Annotated in this window: 13 protein-coding genes; 6 read left to right on the forward strand and 7 right to left on the reverse strand. The window is 39.3% G+C overall.

Features of this window, described 5'->3' with window-relative positions:
* Positions 1 to 10: 10 nt before the first annotated feature.
* The 3 genes from AC1DDX_RS08505 to AC1DDX_RS08515 all read right to left on the reverse strand — a co-directional run bounded on the left by AC1DDX_RS08505 (position 11) and on the right by AC1DDX_RS08515 (position 3,891).
* A complete protein-coding gene (locus AC1DDX_RS08505; RefSeq protein ID WP_172663662.1) occupies positions 11 to 301 on the reverse strand; it encodes a DUF1360 domain-containing protein in 291 nt (96 codons plus the stop codon).
* 10 nt (positions 302 to 311) lie between these two features.
* Positions 312 to 2,627 carry a hypothetical protein gene (locus AC1DDX_RS08510; protein ID WP_337715035.1) on the reverse strand — a complete coding sequence of 772 codons (2,316 nt, stop codon included), beginning with the start codon at positions 2,625 to 2,627 and terminating at the stop codon, positions 312 to 314.
* Between the two features lie 130 nt (positions 2,628 to 2,757).
* On the reverse strand, positions 2,758 to 3,891 hold the full coding sequence (locus AC1DDX_RS08515) for a hypothetical protein (RefSeq protein WP_337715037.1): 1,134 nt from the start codon (positions 3,889 to 3,891) through the stop codon (positions 2,758 to 2,760).
* Positions 3,892 to 4,156: 265 nt separating this feature from the next.
* On the opposite strand from AC1DDX_RS08515, the gene AC1DDX_RS08520 reads away from it, so the two are divergent.
* Genes AC1DDX_RS08520 through AC1DDX_RS08535 form a run of 4 tightly spaced genes read left to right on the forward strand, consistent with a single transcriptional unit; the run spans position 4,157 to position 6,739 of the window.
* On the forward strand, positions 4,157 to 4,630 hold the full coding sequence (locus tag AC1DDX_RS08520) for a hypothetical protein (RefSeq protein ID WP_288880328.1): 474 nt from the start codon (positions 4,157 to 4,159) through the stop codon (positions 4,628 to 4,630).
* Positions 4,631 to 4,646: 16 nt separating this feature from the next.
* On the forward strand, positions 4,647 to 5,309 hold the full coding sequence (locus tag AC1DDX_RS08525; protein ID WP_288880330.1) for a hypothetical protein: 663 nt from the start codon (positions 4,647 to 4,649) through the stop codon (positions 5,307 to 5,309).
* On the forward strand, positions 5,285 to 6,082 hold the full coding sequence (locus tag AC1DDX_RS08530) for a sensor histidine kinase (protein ID WP_288880333.1): 798 nt from the start codon (positions 5,285 to 5,287) through the stop codon (positions 6,080 to 6,082). The genes AC1DDX_RS08525 and AC1DDX_RS08530 overlap by 25 nt, the downstream gene beginning before the upstream one ends.
* A 3-nt stretch (positions 6,083 to 6,085) precedes the next feature.
* Positions 6,086 to 6,739: a response regulator transcription factor gene (locus tag AC1DDX_RS08535; protein WP_288880334.1), complete on the forward strand. Its 654-nt coding sequence runs from the start codon at positions 6,086 to 6,088 to the stop codon at positions 6,737 to 6,739.
* 3 nt (positions 6,740 to 6,742) lie between these two features.
* Here the strand turns inward: AC1DDX_RS08535 and AC1DDX_RS08540 are convergent, their stop codons facing one another.
* A complete protein-coding gene (locus AC1DDX_RS08540; RefSeq protein ID WP_288880337.1) occupies positions 6,743 to 9,106 on the reverse strand; it encodes a tetratricopeptide repeat protein in 2,364 nt (787 codons plus the stop codon).
* 98 nt (positions 9,107 to 9,204) lie between these two features.
* Positions 9,205 to 10,101, reverse strand: coding sequence for a cyclase family protein (locus tag AC1DDX_RS08545; protein WP_288880339.1), 897 nt, complete (start codon positions 10,099 to 10,101; stop codon positions 9,205 to 9,207).
* A 175-nt stretch (positions 10,102 to 10,276) separates the two neighbouring features.
* On the opposite strand from AC1DDX_RS08545, the gene AC1DDX_RS08550 reads away from it, so the two are divergent.
* Both AC1DDX_RS08550 and xth read left to right on the forward strand, forming a co-directional pair.
* Positions 10,277 to 11,278, forward strand: coding sequence for a pentapeptide repeat-containing protein (locus AC1DDX_RS08550; protein WP_288880342.1), 1,002 nt, complete (start codon positions 10,277 to 10,279; stop codon positions 11,276 to 11,278).
* 138 nt (positions 11,279 to 11,416) lie between these two features.
* A complete protein-coding gene (gene xth / locus AC1DDX_RS08555; RefSeq protein ID WP_337715039.1) occupies positions 11,417 to 12,199 on the forward strand; it encodes an exodeoxyribonuclease III in 783 nt (260 codons plus the stop codon).
* Here the strand turns inward: xth and AC1DDX_RS08560 are convergent.
* Positions 12,192 to 13,625 carry an arabinose isomerase gene (locus AC1DDX_RS08560; protein ID WP_337715041.1) on the reverse strand — a complete coding sequence of 478 codons (1,434 nt, stop codon included), beginning with the start codon at positions 13,623 to 13,625 and terminating at the stop codon, positions 12,192 to 12,194. The genes xth and AC1DDX_RS08560 overlap by 8 nt on opposite strands.
* Before the next feature lie 9 nt (positions 13,626 to 13,634).
* Positions 13,635 to 16,488: glycosyl hydrolase (locus AC1DDX_RS08565; protein ID WP_477621951.1), on the reverse strand; the 2,854-nt coding region annotated here is incomplete at its 5' end.

A 16,488-nucleotide genomic window follows, 5' to 3' on the forward strand; every position in this document is an offset into this window, starting at 1 on the left:
GTTTTAGTTTTTAAGGGTAATTAGATTTTTTCATAATTATTTGTTCTAAAAATATTGCCGCTGCCGAAAACGACAGGACCAACAATATGCTCTCGATCCAATTGTTACCGAAATAAATTCCTATTGGTAGTGCTACCCAAATAGACAAACAGAAGAAACAGTCCATTAATGAACCAAAAAAGCTTTTACCTGCAAGTTTTCTTAGTTTATAAATTACATCAAAAGGGCCATCTTCGGCTTGTATTAAATGGGTAACACGCCAAACGGAAAGGACAGAAATTAGAAACAAATAAGCTGTCATTGCTTTGTGTTTATGGTAAACGTTCTATGGCTACCCCAGCACTTACAATGTAGTTGCCGGCATTTGCACCTGCCCCATAACCATTGGTTGTTCTTTTTGACGCCGTTAAACCAATAGAAACGGTTGCATAACTTTCAGTAGGTTCAAGCCATTTTCCTGTTGGAACAGGTAAGGGAACAAAAGTAATTTGGTGCGAATTTGAGTCTCCAAACTTGCTTGCATCTGCCGTACCGCGATAGCCCGGACAATTATGAGCCTCGTTGTTAGTAGGGTTATCACCATGTAAAATACTTGGTTCGGGCAATGAACTTCCTAATCGTTTTACTTCAAAACCCGCAGAGGTTCCGCATTTTCCGATAGATAGATCATAATGATCCTGAAATACAGAATTGGGATGGGTTTCACAAGCTTTAAATGTAACGTTTAGCGGAGTGTTTAAGTAGGCCTCTTTAATGCGATACAAATTACATTCTGCTTTTACAATGTTTACACCATCGGCATCAAACCAAACATTGTCCAGGCTAAAGCCAAGAGAATTATTATCAATATACATGGCAATCATATCTGTAGCGCCTGATATATGGTTTCCTGCAGCATCATAACCGTCCATACGGAAATAAACCGTTCCGGGTGCAGTACTCTGATAAATTGCCGTGTTTAATTGGATTAAACGGTTTTTATCATATGGTATCCAGGGTATACCTGCTTCAATTTGAGCTTCTACGTTTAAGTAATAAGGTACTTTAATTGCCGGTCCGCCATCAACTTTTAGCGGTATAGTATCGTATGAACCTATTAATTTTGGCAATAAATCTAACCCAAAGCCCTGAAATAAATAGCCCATATAACCTTCCGTTACGTAATTCCAGGAACTGAAAGGTTCCGACATGTTTTTGCTATATCTAATGGTATAAAAGGCAATTATCGGATCATTAGCTTTCCTTTGTGTATTATACAAACAACCTTTTACATCTACTGTACCCGCCCAGGCTGCACAATCTATGTTCAAACCTGCCAAAACATTGTGGCTGCTAATGCGGCCATCGGCATGTAAGTGGTTATCTAAGGCCGCAGAATTTCTATCCATAGCAGCAAAGGCAAAACTGGCAGTACTATTTTGGTTGCCACCTATAATTACATTGCCTAGTGAACCAATCATATTGCCGTTAAAACAATTAAAAGGTTTAGGTATAACCGATGCAGGGATACAAATATCAATACGCTTAATTCGGCTTACATTAAAGTAGCAGGCACTTTCGTACAAAACAGGTGCTCCAACAGTAGATCCGGGGATACTTACAATCAGATCTGGCATCACTTGCGCTGCAAGATCTTCGCCACTGGCATAATCAAACAGTTCGTCAAATATATCTGTAAGCGTATGTTTATAATGAAAAATGTAGTTACCATTCATATCGGTAATGGCAAAGCCTAAATTTCTACGCTCTCCGCTACCAGTGTAGGGGTTTCCTGCTTTTTCGGCAGCGGTACGGTCGTATTCTTCAAAATTTAAGCTGATATTTTTACCATCAACAACGCTACATCCAAAACGGGCATTATCAAAAACACCAACAATGTCACGTCGGGCCGAACTTAGCGTATTACTTACATTGGTATCTAATTGTATGGTCTTGGTATATTTCAGGGTGCTTTCTAATGAAATATTTTCAGTGCCTTTTAAACTGGCGGCCCTTGTATCAATCGCCCTTTCCTGGTTTTCGATGCTAAATAAATCAGCTACACGACTCGGGGTTTGTCTGTCGTCCGTTAAATTAATCATAAGGGGTTTAAACGGACCCGGATCTGGTGGATTTGGATTTACAATAACCGATGGAATACGTTCAGGATAATATTTCTCTAACACTTCGCGTATTCCAGGATTTTTTAACGCTTTTTCGAAAGCAAAAATATTATCGATAACAAAGTGACTGCGATAACATGGATTATAAAGACAAAGGCCGCTGTAGGTACTCACATGGCCATAGGCTAAATAATCCTGATAACCGGCTGGGGTAAAACAGGTAAGCACCAGATCATCAAAATCCTGATCACCTCCGCCGTCATTAGACTGAATTTGAAACTGGTAATTCCCGCCCACTTTGGTTGGAAATTTAATTCGGGCATCAGAATTCTGAAAACCAGTACCCGGATTATGTTGGATGTTAAGCGTCCACATGGCACCGGTTACTACTACATCGGCTGCGCCGACTGTACCCTGATAAGTGCCGTTTCCACTTGTAGCACCTTGTACTACAAACTGCTGTTTAAAGGTTGCATTTTTGGCCGTAACACGTACGGTCCAATTGCCTTGCATGGAAATATACATAGTTTTGATTATTTTAATAGCCTACTCTTTTATCGGATTTTCGGCTTACTCCGCTATTTGATTATAGATACACCCAGACTTACAGCCGTTACCCTATTTAGCATGCTGAGTGTAGTTTGGAGAGCACGTCTTAAATATCTTTCTCTGTATCACAATCATTAGGGCAACAACGATATTCTTGTGATTTTTCAAGTAGTTCTATTTGTCTTCTTAAAAGTTCATTTTGTAAATGGATGCGTTCTCTTGCAGCAGGCTCGCAGATATTACATTCGTCCAAACAGCCCTTTACAATAACGCCGGCCGTAGGCAATGAGAATTCCATTGAAAACTCAAATTTCTTGCGGTAAGCGGCTGATACTTCACCTTTATCATCTAAAATACCTGCCGCAATTAGCTCTTTGTTTAGTTCTTTTAAAGCCTCTTCGCGCATAGCAGGTGTTATGATCGGGTTTACAAAAGCGAAATTTGTAATTCCAGAAACACTAATCAGTTTCTCTATGCTTACCAATTCAAATTTTACCACTTGTTTTTTATTCATCCGATAGAAAAAGTACGAGATGGCATGGCAACCGTTAGGATTCGAAAACTCCCTGGAAGAAGATTCGAAATGATCTTCTGATTGACCTTCGGCATGCACTTTAGTGGCTACCTCGCCAATCGAAATAGAGTGCGCTTTCTGCGTAGCACTTACAGCCTGAGTTGCCGAAGCTCGCATATTGCTGCTCTGACTGTTTAAATAATCGAGCGTTGACGAACTGTTGTGGTTTTTGGTAGAGTTGCTATTAGAATCTACTCCAGGGCTAAACGGATTAATATCTATGCTACTGCTAGAGCCACCACTAAAATCCCAATGGTCTTTATTTTCGCTGTTTTGATTTCCCGATTGATTGTTTTCCATATCAGAAAAATAGCTTTGCGATGCTTTCATAAAGTATTGTTCTTCGGATATCTGTTCAGAACGATAACTTAACTGAGTGCTGGCATCGTAAGTAAATTTGCTTCTTCTATCGGTTGTAACCAGGCGCACTTTTTCGCCAGGCAACAAGGTGGTTGTATAAACCGGATCACCCAGCACATTACCTATAGTGCATCGGCTTAATTTAAAGCTGATTAATAATTGGGCTACTAAGGCCGTTTGCCTCTCCTGCCCTTTTATAGACAATGGATAATTTAATGTGCGTGTAAAAACCAATACATCACAATTGCTGTCTTTTAACAATTCCGGACAGCAGGGAATTTCTGAGGATTCATGTTTATTTTCCATTTTTTTATTTTTTTAGTCAAAATCTATTTGGCAATTAAATGATCCTAAGAGCGCCTTTAGATTTGTTTTTTTGATAGACTAAAGTTCTGATGAATACCAGCAATGGACAAGGTAGCTTGCACGGATTTTTGCATGCGTGTTAATACGCATACGCCATGTGGCTTTTACGCAATTATTAAAAAAAGGGCCTTAATCGTTACTAAACACTTGAAATACAGTTAATAATATTTAATTTTAGTAAACCATACTAAACGAATCTTATAAAATGGAAACTCAAAACAGACAACACCCGATTGATGGTACCGAAGGCGATCCTATCGATATAAAGATTGCTGCCGCCTGGACAAAGAATTATCGTATCATGAACCCAAATGAAACGATTTCACATTTTTTTGGGAATCAGATTTTACAACAGATCCTTGAACAGCCCGAATGCTTAGGTATCCGCATCTACTATGCCAATGAAGTGAGGCTAAACTGGATTCAGCGTATTTTTGTTGCGATAAGCAATTTTTTACGTTGGATTGTTGGTGCATATGGTGTAAAGCACCTGATTTTGGTAGGTAGCGATAAAGATGGTATAGATCAAATACCTGAGCAAGTGCCAACTATAACTCCATCAGATCCAGAAAAACCAATGATGGCCATGTCTTTTAAAGCAGCAGCTCGCACTATAGCCGAACAAGCGTCGCCATGCCCAGGAGGTGCGGGTTGTCCTGAAAATGCACTAACCAAATAAAGTTAAAGAATTAACGATGTCACCGCAGCTCCTTTTGCAAAACTTATCAAGCTTGTCAGCGCTTTTGCCCATAGCAGCGGCAATACTTAACTATAAGCACTTAAATAAAGTGCAAAAAATTGCCGCTGTATTTTTTATAGTTTCAGGCTTGTTCGATCTGAGTTTGCTTTTGGTGAGGCACTTCAATATAACTTTAATTACCAGCGGAGGGCGCGCCAACAACGCGCCCTTAATTCATTTATTTATATTGGTAAGTGTTCTATTTTATGCGTTAATATATTTCCATGCATTTAATAAATTGGCGTTAAAAAAACTCTCACTAGCGCTTTCTGTAATAACCGGGGTGCTAATTTTTATCAATGCATTTTTTATAGAAGGATTATTAAAATTTCCTTCTATCGGAAATACCATTTTAAGCGTAACCTTAATCTTATTATCCTTACTCTATTTTTGGCAATTACTTGATCAGGCCGAGATTGTTCGCCTGGAAAAGCAACCCATGTTTTGGATAAGTGCCGGCGTTTTATCTTATTGCAGCATCAATATTTTTCTATTTATGCTCATGAGGTCTTTAGGATCTTTATCTTCAAATTTCTGGACCATTCACTCCATAATTAATATAATAGCTAACCTTTTATTCGCAATTGCCTTATTTTGCAAACCACAGAAAACGATATAACCGAAGTACTTATTATTGGTACACTAGTGGTAGTTTTACTGCTGGTATTTTTGTTTTTGTTTGTAATTCTTTACCAGCGCAAAATGCTAAAATACCAGGAAGAAAAACGTAAAATGCAAGCCGAAGCACAAAACAGCTTCCTGCAGGCTGTTTTTGAAACGCAGGAAAGCGAGCGTAAACGCTTATCTGTTGATTTACACGATAGCGTTGGACAGGTGTTATCGGCCATCAAATTAAACTTGCATCGCATCGCCAAATTATCGGGCAATGCCGAAAATGCATCAACCTTGCTAGCCAGTACCCGTAAATTAACCGACGAATGTATACAGGAAATACGCAACATTATTCATAATGTTTTACCCACAGTTTTAATCGACTTTGGACTAACCGATGGACTGAAAGATTTGTCTAATTATGTGCAGCAAAATACTGGCGTAGAGGTAAACTATAGCCAAAATTTAAATGGAGAACGTTTTAAGCCCGAAATAGAAATTACACTTTACCGCATGATGCAGGAGTTGTTTGGCAATGCCATAAAACACGCACAAGCTTCGGAAATTGACATCTCTTTAAGTAAAGAAGGAGAATTGATCCGCCTGGACTTTAAGGATAATGGCATCGGCTTTAATAAAGACACCATTGTACATGGCTTTGGCTTAAAAAATCTGCAAAGCCGGGCCCAATTAATAAAAGCCGACATTAGAACTCATTCAGTAATTGGAAAAGGTACACAAACCACTATTACTTTAAACATTAATAAACTTGATAATTGACCTATGGCCTTAATAAATTTAGCAATCGCTGATGATCATAAAATTTTCCGTGAAGGTCTAAAATTCACTTTAGAAGATTATACTGAACTAAATTTAATTATAGAAGCAATAAACGGCAAAGATCTAATTGATCAAATTACCAATAATAAACCCGACGTAATTCTAATGGATATTAAAATGCCTGAAATGGATGGCATGCAGGCAACAGCTTATATTCACCAGCATTTTCCGGAAATTAAAATATTAGTTCTTTCTATGCACAACGAGGATAAGTATATTTTAGACGCCATGCGCCTGGGCGCTTCGGGCTATCTTTTAAAAAATGCCGAACCCGAAGAAATATTGGATGCTATTGTAACCGTACATGCAAAGGGCTTTTATTTTAACGACAACCTGTCGATAACCATGGCAAAAGAGCTGTTGGGCATAAATTTCATGCATCGTTTGCATCAAAAAGAGGCCAAGCTAAACGAACGTGAGATCGAAGTACTTAAACTCATTTGCGAGGAATGCAGTAATTCCGAGATTGCCGATAAATTGTTTCTAAGTGTGCGTACAGTTGAGGGTTATCGCACCAGATTGTTCGAGAAAATAGGTTCTAAAAACATTGCAGGTTTGGTTATTTATGCTGTAAAGAATGGAATAATAACAATATAAAACTTATAGATAATGCATTTTATTTACCCATTCTTTCCATAAATATTGTGCCTTTTGTTGCAAGTGTTCTGATGCCATTTCAAATTCTGTTCGTGTATCAGATGCATTTGATTCGTACGCTGTATAGAACCCTACATAAAAGGCATTGCGCTGTACTATTTTTTTTGATAAACCTAAAAACCCACTTTCTATATCCTGCCACTCTACAAGCTCGTACCTTATCCCTAAATCCTCAGATTTCAAATGGATATAAAAAAACGAATCGTATATCTCTTCAATTTCAGTTCGCTTTTTTCTAAGCTCAAAACCAATATACATGTCTTTCTCTACCCAGGCAGATGAAGAAGGCATTTTATTATTGGTAACCAAATTCAACATCTGCTTTAAATATTTGACATTTTCTTCTTTTGCCTTTAAAGGATAGTCCAAAATTCTTTTAGGTTGAGTTTTATAGAGCGCAACAACTACCTCATCAAAGTTCTGCCCCGCGTTTATAATATTCAAATTACTCTTAGCATCGTTCACTACGTCGCGTATATAGGCTAATTGAGTATTTGCAAATTTCTCCGTAATCAGTTTAAAATACTTTTGAGCTTCGTTTTTGTCGTTTAAACCCAGATAGGCATGCGCCATAAAATAATATTTAAAACTCTCCGCTTTTTCGCTTTGCATTTTTTGATAAGCCGGATTGCTAAATAAATCACTTACATAGCTAAGACTTTGATTATGCAAACCTTTAGCCATTAAAAAGTTGAAATACACAATAGCCGTATCCAAAACAATACTTACAATAGTTTTATGCTCATCTCCGCTTTCTTCAAATTTTCGGATGGTTTGCTCGTAAATTTGTTTTGCTTCTTCATATTTTTCCGATTGTCGGTAAGCAGTTATGAGGTAGAACATCACTTGATACCATTTTTCTGCTTCCAGAATATTTTTGTAATAATCGAAATTAGAAAGCACTTCCAGACAGAATTTTTCAAGGTTCAGGTCATTTTCATTTCTCCATGAAATTTCCATTCCATTATCTAAGTTTTCCCAGAATGGCGAAACCTGGTAACCCTGCCAATGTATGTCTGAAGCAAATTTACACTCGTCGTTAAGGTAGCTTTTATGCTGATACCAGGATACTTGTTTAATTACAATACCCAGATTATTGCAAAGCATTGCAAAAGTGTGTGGCTCATTGTTAATAGACAAACCCTTATCACTATTAAAGTAATTGTTAAATGCTTGGTAGCCGGCCAGACCATATTTTTTTGCCGTTTCATAATACATCTGGGCCGAAAAATGATCATTTTTATCCTGTGCCTCGTTGCCTTTTTCCAGATAGGTAGTTAGTATGTTATAGCAAATTGCACCATCGGGATAAATTGGAAAATCGATACTTCGTAAATCGATATTTAAATCTTCGGCTGTATCATAATATCTTTCGATGGCTAAATCTTTTACCTCCTTAACTATCTCATAATATTTGGTCAGATTATCGAAGCCTTTTTTTGCATTCTTATCATTAAAGTAATAGTTGTTGCTCAACATCCTCCAGGCTATGGCATTTGTTGGATTTTTTTCGGTTTCATTAATAATAACGGGCAGATACTTCGCCACAAATTCCTGACGGTTTTTGTACCCAAATTCTGTTGGCATCTCATATGCAGTAGGGTAAAATAAATTAAATAAATTCCAATGCTTATTTAATTTACCCCTGTTAAACAACTCCTCTATCTTTTCTGTATAGCCTACACACTCCAGAGGCTCTGCAAAATCAAAATGTTTAGACAATAACTGTTCTGCCTCATCAAACCTTTCCAGTTCCAGTAAAAGTAATCCACCCTCATAATTTCTGGATACCATTTTTGGCGCATGTTTAAACGATTTCAGGTAATAATCAATCGCTTCGGTCTCATCTCCTTTTTCTTGATGGAGATAAGCCAATTTATGATAAGTATCGCCAAAAGCCTGGTCTTGTAAGGCACGATTGTCTTTTATGCCACCAACATCAATTAGTTTATCTTCTAACGTTTCAATAGCAATATCATTTAATGATAGTTTTTCCAGGTAAATATAAATTAACCAATCATACGCCTGAAGTCTGCTAGTTATATCACTACTCGTATTTAGTATAAGGTTACAGTCTTCTTGTATGGCAGATGTATTGCTAAAAACAGGGCTGTTATTTATTCTTATTCGCCATAATAATGCTTCAAAATGATTTGGCTCTTTGCTTAGTATGGTTTGAACTATTGCCAAAATATTTTCGCACGTATTTTTGTTTTCAATATCTGATAATAAATCGTCTTCTTTTGAAAAATCAAGTGTGTTGTATAGTGCTATGATGTGGTTGAGTTCGTCTGAGAATTTATTCATTGATGTGCATTATAGGTATCGGAAGTACAAAGAAATAAGTAAAAAGATAAAAACAAAATTTTGATTAAAATAAAATGCTCAGACAGTAAATATAACCACTAATCAGGTTTGGCCAGTTTAGCCATTGCCCTTACTGGAAAGGTTCCAACGCCTTTGAATTTCGGAGGAATTGCACTAAAAGTAAAACCTTCGGCAGGTAACAGGTACAAATTGCAAAGATGTTCCACAATTAATATTTCGGCGCCTAAAAGTGTAGTATGAACAGGTCTTGTTTTTCCTTTAGTGTTATCTATGTTATGAGAATCTATACCCACTAATTTAACACTGCAATCTTTTAAATATTTGGCAGCCCCTTCTGTTAAATAAGGATGATGCTCGTAATATTTTTCCGTATTCCAACGGCTATCCCAACCGGTATGAATCAGAACTGCTCTGTTTCTGATTTCGTAATTTTTTAAGTGTTCTTCAGTTATTTCCAGCGTGTCAGAAAAGGGCACTCGTATTACAATTGCATCGAGGTCTGTAAAACATTCTAACCCAACTTCCGAGAGGTCTTTCCCATCTTCAAATCTATGAAAAGGGCAATCTATATAAGTACCCGTGTTGCTTACCATTTCAATTTTCCCAATTTGAAACGTGGTTCCCTCTGCATAAAGCGCTTTTGAGTTTTCCCGGCTCAAATAGTCACAAATAATGGGCGCTGGCAATCCTTTGTAAGTTACAAGCCCATCTTCAATAGTATGACTCAAATCAATGAATAAATCTGATCCTGCCTTTTCATTAACGGGTTTGCGCTTGTGTACCTCGTTAAAAATTTCTTTATTCAGAATTTTGGTTTGCCCAACCATCAGCAGTCTTAGATCGGCAACAATATAATCAGCAAGTTCTTTATCAGAAATGTGATCACCAGCTATGTCTAATCTAAAATCTTCACCTTTTATGCTTCCTCCGTTGGTAAAGTATATTTCAAAATCAAATTTTACTCTTTTGTCCATTATCTTTTAATTTTTGTTTGTTCCTGTATAGCAAATTTAGATTTTTACTACTTATAGTTGTCAATAACAACTAGAAGTAGCATAAATACAACTATAAGTTTATGTATTTTGTTGATTCGGGAAATGCATCCAAATACCTTTGTAGTGTCCAAAAAATAMTAAAAAGATAGTACCTATGTTAAGCACAAAAATGATCGGTAATAAAATTGCCGAAGCACGAAAGAAAATAAATACTTCTCAAGTCCAGTTAGCTCAACTTCTGTTCATCAGCCCCCAGGCAGTCGGAAAGTGGGAGCGCGGAGAATCAATGCCAGACATCACTACTTTTAATCGTCTGGCTGAAATTCTTGGTGTTGACCTTAACTATTTTTCAGAAAACTTTCAGTCTGGAGCTATTGAAGTGCGACAGGCTGGAACGCCATCCGAAAAGCAAGGGAGAAAACTTAGCTGGGATATGTCGCAAGGAAATTGGGTTGATGCTGACTTTTCAGGGTTGAAAAATCTACATGAAAAATTCAGTTCATCTAACATGCAGCGTTGCAAATTTATCGGTTCGGATTTATCAGAACTTCTTCTGAAAAGCAACAATCTTGACAGCTGTGATTTTTCAGACTCCGACATCAGCAATAGTCAAATTCGGGCCTCCAATTTAGACAACAACCTATTTAAGAACAGTTTTCTGAAGGAGGCTAAAATTTTGAAAAGCTATATCAGATACTGTGATTTCTCAGGTTCCGATATCAGCAGCAGCCAAATCCAGAGCTCCCACTTAAGTAACAATTTATTTAAAGGGTGTGCTTTTAAAGAAGCTGAATTTTTAAAAAGTCATTTAGAGGGCTGCGATTTCTCGGGTGCTGATTTTACGGGCGTGAGTTTCAAATCGGGAGGCTTCGAGAATAATAAAGTTTCAGATACAGTGTGGAATCGTACCTCTTTTATTGATACACATATAGCTGATATTGTTTTTGATGGCACACTGGAGGATTGTTATTTTGAAAACTGTGTTTTTGACTGGGTAAAGTTCCAGAATGCGACACTTACCAACACTTTCTTTAAAAACAATACATTTAAACGGAACCGGATTCAGTTTACAGACTGTAAAGCAGATCGAATAACCTACGAATTCCTGAAACACGGAAAAGCAGATTTATCCGGTATTACTGTGTTATCATCATAAAAGGGATCGTCATCTCGACGATAAACTACCTGTCCTTCAGCTTTGCCTCAGGAGAACTAAAGCAATGCTGGCAATCCAAAAAAATTAATATTTTAAACTTTTGCATTTAGTTAATGGTTAAGCTTAAATAAACTTGATATGAAAATTGCTACTTACAACGTAAATGGTATTAATGGTCGGTTACCCGTACTACTTCGCTGGCTCGAAGAAGCGCAACCAGATATAGTATGCCTGCAGGAGTTAAAAGCGCCACAGGAAAAGTTCCCCGAACAAGCCATAACAGACGCCGGCTACAATGCCATATGGCATGGCCAGAAAAGCTGGAACGGGGTTGCAATCCTTGCACGGAATCTGGAAATTAAAGAAACCAGACGAGGGCTTGCAGGCGACCCAGAGGATTTAAACAGCAGGTACATTGAGGCCTTTATAGCTGGGATAGTTATTGGCTGTCTTTATTTACCAAATGGAAACCCTGCTCCGGGACTAAAATTCGATTATAAACTGGCTTGGTTTGAGCGCTTAAAACTCCATGCCAAAGCCCTTCTGGATTTTGATATACCTACAATACTTGTAGGAGATTATAATGTGATGCCCACAGAACTTGATGTGTATAAGCCAGAACGTTGGGTTGATGATGCGTTGTTCAGACCCGAAGTTCGCGATGCCTTTAAAACCCTGGTTGAACAAGGATGGACCGATGCATTAAGGACATTACATCCAAATGAGAAGATTTATACGTTTTGGGATTATTTCCGCAACGCCTACAGCCGTGATGCAGGTTTACGGATAGATCACTTCCTTTTAAGCCCTCACTTAACCAGTCGACTCAAAGCTGCAGCGGTCGACCGTCATGTTCGTGGATGGGAAAAAACAAGTGATCATGCTCCCGTATGGATTCAATTAGAAAATCATCTTACTTAATGTGTACCACATCCAAATTTAGTATGTCACCGAGCTTTTTAATTTTTGAGGCAATGTGTCCCTTTCCTATCGCGCAATGGTGGGCAGGGCCTTCCTGATTCCAGGCCTCTACAAAGTTCCTCGCACCCGAAGAAAATTTATACCTGCTATTGGTATTTCCGATCTCCAGAATCGGACCTGCAACTGATTCTGCTTCGGCAACCAGTAATTTCAGTGTGCCCTTGCCGGTTTCTAATACTGATAATAGTGTAACCGGGCCATGGCTAACAGACATTTCTACCGATAAGCCATGCCCCACCTTACCGTGATAAACTTTTAGCGGTTTAACTTTTATTTTCCCTTCTGCTATTTTAGGATGGCAGGGCCCATCATGCCCCATCATCACTACATCATCGTTAAAATCCATTGCGTAATACTCAGTAAAAGACCCCCCCGCACCAAAACTGTCCATGATCTTCATGGCCTGCACATTTTTAATTTCATATTCGCCGGCTACCGGAACGTGTTTACCAGTAAGCAGTGAATTGCCCAATATCACAGAGGTAACCGTATTTTCATTTTCGGCGTTACCAGTGCCTTTGTGGTAATAAGCAAATGAGCCCAGATCATACTTATCAACCAGTTTATCCAACGCCACAGCAGTTTTAGCTGCCCGATGCAGTTCTTCTGCTAAACAATCGTCCTGAACATCAAATTCAGTTTTAATTTCAGTTAGTTTTTCTTCGATTTCTGTGTCGGTTACGCTGGTTCTTAAAGCCGACAATTCATCAACTTCCAGAATTTCTATGTGCCCGCCAAATGTTGCACACTGAAGGGTAAGATCGGTATAGATGTCGAGCATCCCTCCGTAATAATTACCCATCACACCAAGCCGGTTGTACTGCATCGTTCTGGCTACTTGCGCTGCCTGTATCCATTCTTGTATTTGCGTCCAAACATGTGCATCATCATAAAGCAGCCCCGTAACCTGAAAAAAGGGGATATTACTACGACGGAATACATTTGCAATTTCGGGCACTGAGCACGAAGAACAATAAGCCAGCCACTCCCCTGTCATAGCAGTCCTGCTTTCCATGCTGTTAAAGCTTTTATAATCAATACTAGCCTGTGGGGCTAGATTAAGAACAATTACCGGCACACCCGCCTTTCTTACTACTGGCAGCACAGTTGATGACAGTGCGTAGGTTGTTGCATATAGAAATATCAGATCAACATCCACTTGCTTAAATTTTAAGCCAGCATCAAAAGCTTTTTCCGGTGTGTCTATCAGGCCAAGGTTAACAATTTCGGCATCAAAAGTTTCCATGCTTTTTGCAACCACCTCAATGTATTCAGTTAGCCGTTGTTTAAGTCCCGTAAATTGATCCCAATATGCTTGCAGACCTATACCAAATAATCCTATCCTGACCTTAGATTGTTTATACATTATAATATTTTATTTTTTTATAGTTTCCTGAATGATGGTTACCGGGCCCATAAGTCCTGATTCTTGTAAAGGAGAGTCGGCATTGTACTGTTTGGAAGTGGTAAAAGTATATCTTCCGCTTGTACGAGGCTTGTTATTCAATAGCCAATCTGGCCATTTATCATCCTTAATTCCATCCTCAGGTTTTTTTTCATCACCAATTAGCCTGTTGCCCCAAAGGTTCACCACTTCAATTTTGAGCTGGTTGTTTTTTGCCTGCAAATGGTTAGAGATGTCAATTTTCCATGGAGCAGTCCATACTATACCAATTTCTTTTCCATTTAAGGTAACACGGGCCATATTCTTCACCTTTCCAAGCTCCAGATATATCGGTTGTTTTAGGTTTGCCTGCGGAAAATGGAAGGTTTTATGATAGGCAGCCGTACCAGAATAGTATTTAATTCCCTCCTCTTTATTGGTAGTCCAATCAGATAGTTTATCAAATGTAGTGCTTGCAGGCCCTCCCCATTTAGGGTCAAATTTAACCTCCCAAGGCCCATCGAGCGTTACAAGTGTTTTTGTTAAAGTTTCCTTTTTTGTTTTTGATGCCAGCCATTTGTTCTCTTTAGAGAACATAATAAAACAGCTTTCATAGGCATCCAATTGCAAAGGAATAGTAGTAACCTGGTGATCTGTTTTGAAGTCATTTAGCTGAATCCGTTTCCCGGTAATGGCATTCCATAATTCAGGGGATCCTTGCACACTGCGGAACCTGCCATCTACTTTTATTGGTTTGTTTTGTGTGTTCGACAAGAAATAAAGGTCCCAGTTGCTTCCTGTACGGTGGGTATACCTGATGTCATCGGCAACGAAATCTTCAACTAAGTTTTCTGATTTTAAAATATCAGCAGTAAGCTCATACCGCGGGTATAAATTATCAATCCGGCTGGCTAATTCGCCACCCCAGATCAGGGTACCTTTGCCATAAGTTCTTTTTGTTTGCGCTGCAGGTTTGGTTACAGAACCCCATATGGTTTCACTTAATGCCAATACTTTTTTGTCGCAATCAGGAAAGCCACTCAGACTTGGAGATCTTAATGGTGGGCGACCTACTACGGTTGCTCCTTGCTTTACCAGTTCCCCAATTTTGGTAAGCAGTTCAGGCGTCATTGACTCGTAAGCCGGCAGCACAAGTAAGCGGTAAGATGCTCCGCTTGGGAACACTACATTTTTGCCTTTTACAGAAGCTTTCATGAGCTGTAATGGCGAACAACCATCGAAATTGTATTCTTTTCTGTTACCAATCGTATCGCCCTGAATTGCTGACGCTGGCGGCAAGAAAACATGCGGAGCGCCTTCTGGGGTCATGTATAAAATATCGGCCACTGTACGCCCCTGCTGTAACAGGTATTGGCAACGTGTAATGTATTGGTGATAAGCCGTTGCCATTGACCACCAGGTTTGTCCGCGATCCCAATGCACACCATAAGGCCCCATTGTTGCGCCCGGTTTTAAGGAATCAGGTAAGAACTGATTTTGGAAAGTATGGTAAACAAAACGGTTTATGCCGGCGGCAAAAGCCCAATCGCCCTGGTTTTTTACTGACCCCGGGTGTTGCTTCCATCCTTCATTATTCTGTGCTGTAAAGGCTTCGGCCGGCACAAGCGATCTGCCTTCTACATGAGCAATAGATGTTGCTTCAATTACGCTGTAAGTAGAATTAAAGCCAAAACCTTTGCTCCAAAACTCGGCCATAGGTACATCTGCAACGCTGCCAAGATCTAGATCTGCAGTCGGGTTCATGTCATAGGGTTCTATAGATAAGGAAAGTCCATGACGCTTGCCATATTGTTTTACATGGTTCGCATGGTTTTGTAACACAAGCTCCTGCGCCGTTAATCTTAGGTCCCACAAAAATCGTTCGCTTTCTTCTCTTGAACCCACAACGTTTCCTGAGTAAACCGGGTAATAGGTTATCGGATCGTAGCCTCTTCTTTTTAGGAACTCTTGTCTAAAATTCGCTGTCCAGTTTTGGGCACCCATTTCCCAACTGTCCATATGCAGCCTTTTTAACCCGCCATTACTCTTGCTGTCGGGTTTAGCTATTTTTTTGAAGATTTTACCAAGGTAGGCATCCAGGTGGGCATTAAGTGCGGCAGTATCCAGTTTATCGGCTTCAAAACCTAATCCCGGGACAGGCGCTGGTCGGGTAATTGCGCCGTTATTACGGCTGCCAAAACGCATAATTATCCATTTACCTGCTGGCGGAGTCCAGTTCAGGGTTCCATCGGCATCCATCTTACCGGTAAGATCTATTATTTTACCTTTTTCAATGCCTTTTCCCTGATCCGACTTAACATCAGGTTCTGCTAAATAGGGTTTTACTGTAGCGGAGCTATATGGAGCACGATAATACAGTGCCTTTTCTTCGTAATCGCTAATTGCTTTGACGGAAGAGATATCAGGAAATCCCAGTACAGCCACATCTTTATAGTATGCTCTCCATTGTTTCTTAAAGTCTTCCGGCAGGTTGCCTTCGCCAAAGAAAGGTTTTTTGGGTGCAGGCACGGGTAGTACAATCTTTTTGTGATCGTCTGAAGAGACAGTTACCTGGCTCGAGACCAGGTGCTGCATAGATTGTTCTGCTTTAACCCATGGGCCACCGCTGCCTGTCCATCCGGGACCTATCCCCAATGTGATTTCTATCCCCAGGCGTCGCGCTTCCTTTTCTGCATGGGCAAACAAAGATGTCCACTGTTCACTAAGAAAATCAATAGTTCCTCCAGGCACGCCAACGTTTACTTCCAGAAAGATCAAATTACCGATACCAGCCTTTTTCATAGACTCCAGATCTTTGGTTATCGTTTTGGCGTTCATATTTCCA

The organism is Pedobacter sp. 10L46_2, assembly GCF_056395165.1.

What these genes read in the sequence shown, in the direction of transcription:
- AC1DDX_RS08545 (WP_288880339.1), bottom strand. Translation starts at nt 10,101, where the DNA reads ATGGACAAAAGAGTAAAATTTGATTTTGAAATATACTTTACCAACGGA.
- AC1DDX_RS08525 (WP_288880330.1), top strand. Translation starts at nt 4,647, where the DNA reads ATGTCACCGCAGCTCCTTTTGCAAAACTTATCAAGCTTGTCAGCGCTT.
- AC1DDX_RS08540 (WP_288880337.1), bottom strand. Translation starts at nt 9,106, where the DNA reads ATGAATAAATTCTCAGACGAACTCAACCACATCATAGCACTATACAAC.
- AC1DDX_RS08515 (WP_337715037.1), bottom strand. Translation starts at nt 3,891, where the DNA reads ATGGAAAATAAACATGAATCCTCAGAAATTCCCTGCTGTCCGGAATTG.
- AC1DDX_RS08535 (WP_288880334.1), top strand. Translation starts at nt 6,086, where the DNA reads ATGGCCTTAATAAATTTAGCAATCGCTGATGATCATAAAATTTTCCGT.
- AC1DDX_RS08550 (WP_288880342.1), top strand. Translation starts at nt 10,277, where the DNA reads ATGTTAAGCACAAAAATGATCGGTAATAAAATTGCCGAAGCACGAAAG.
- AC1DDX_RS08520 (WP_288880328.1), top strand. Translation starts at nt 4,157, where the DNA reads ATGGAAACTCAAAACAGACAACACCCGATTGATGGTACCGAAGGCGAT.
- AC1DDX_RS08505 (WP_172663662.1), bottom strand. Translation starts at nt 301, where the DNA reads ATGACAGCTTATTTGTTTCTAATTTCTGTCCTTTCCGTTTGGCGTGTT.
- AC1DDX_RS08560 (WP_337715041.1), bottom strand. Translation starts at nt 13,625, where the DNA reads ATGTATAAACAATCTAAGGTCAGGATAGGATTATTTGGTATAGGTCTG.
- xth (WP_337715039.1), top strand. Translation starts at nt 11,417, where the DNA reads ATGAAAATTGCTACTTACAACGTAAATGGTATTAATGGTCGGTTACCC.
- AC1DDX_RS08510 (WP_337715035.1), bottom strand. Translation starts at nt 2,627, where the DNA reads ATGTATATTTCCATGCAAGGCAATTGGACCGTACGTGTTACGGCCAAA.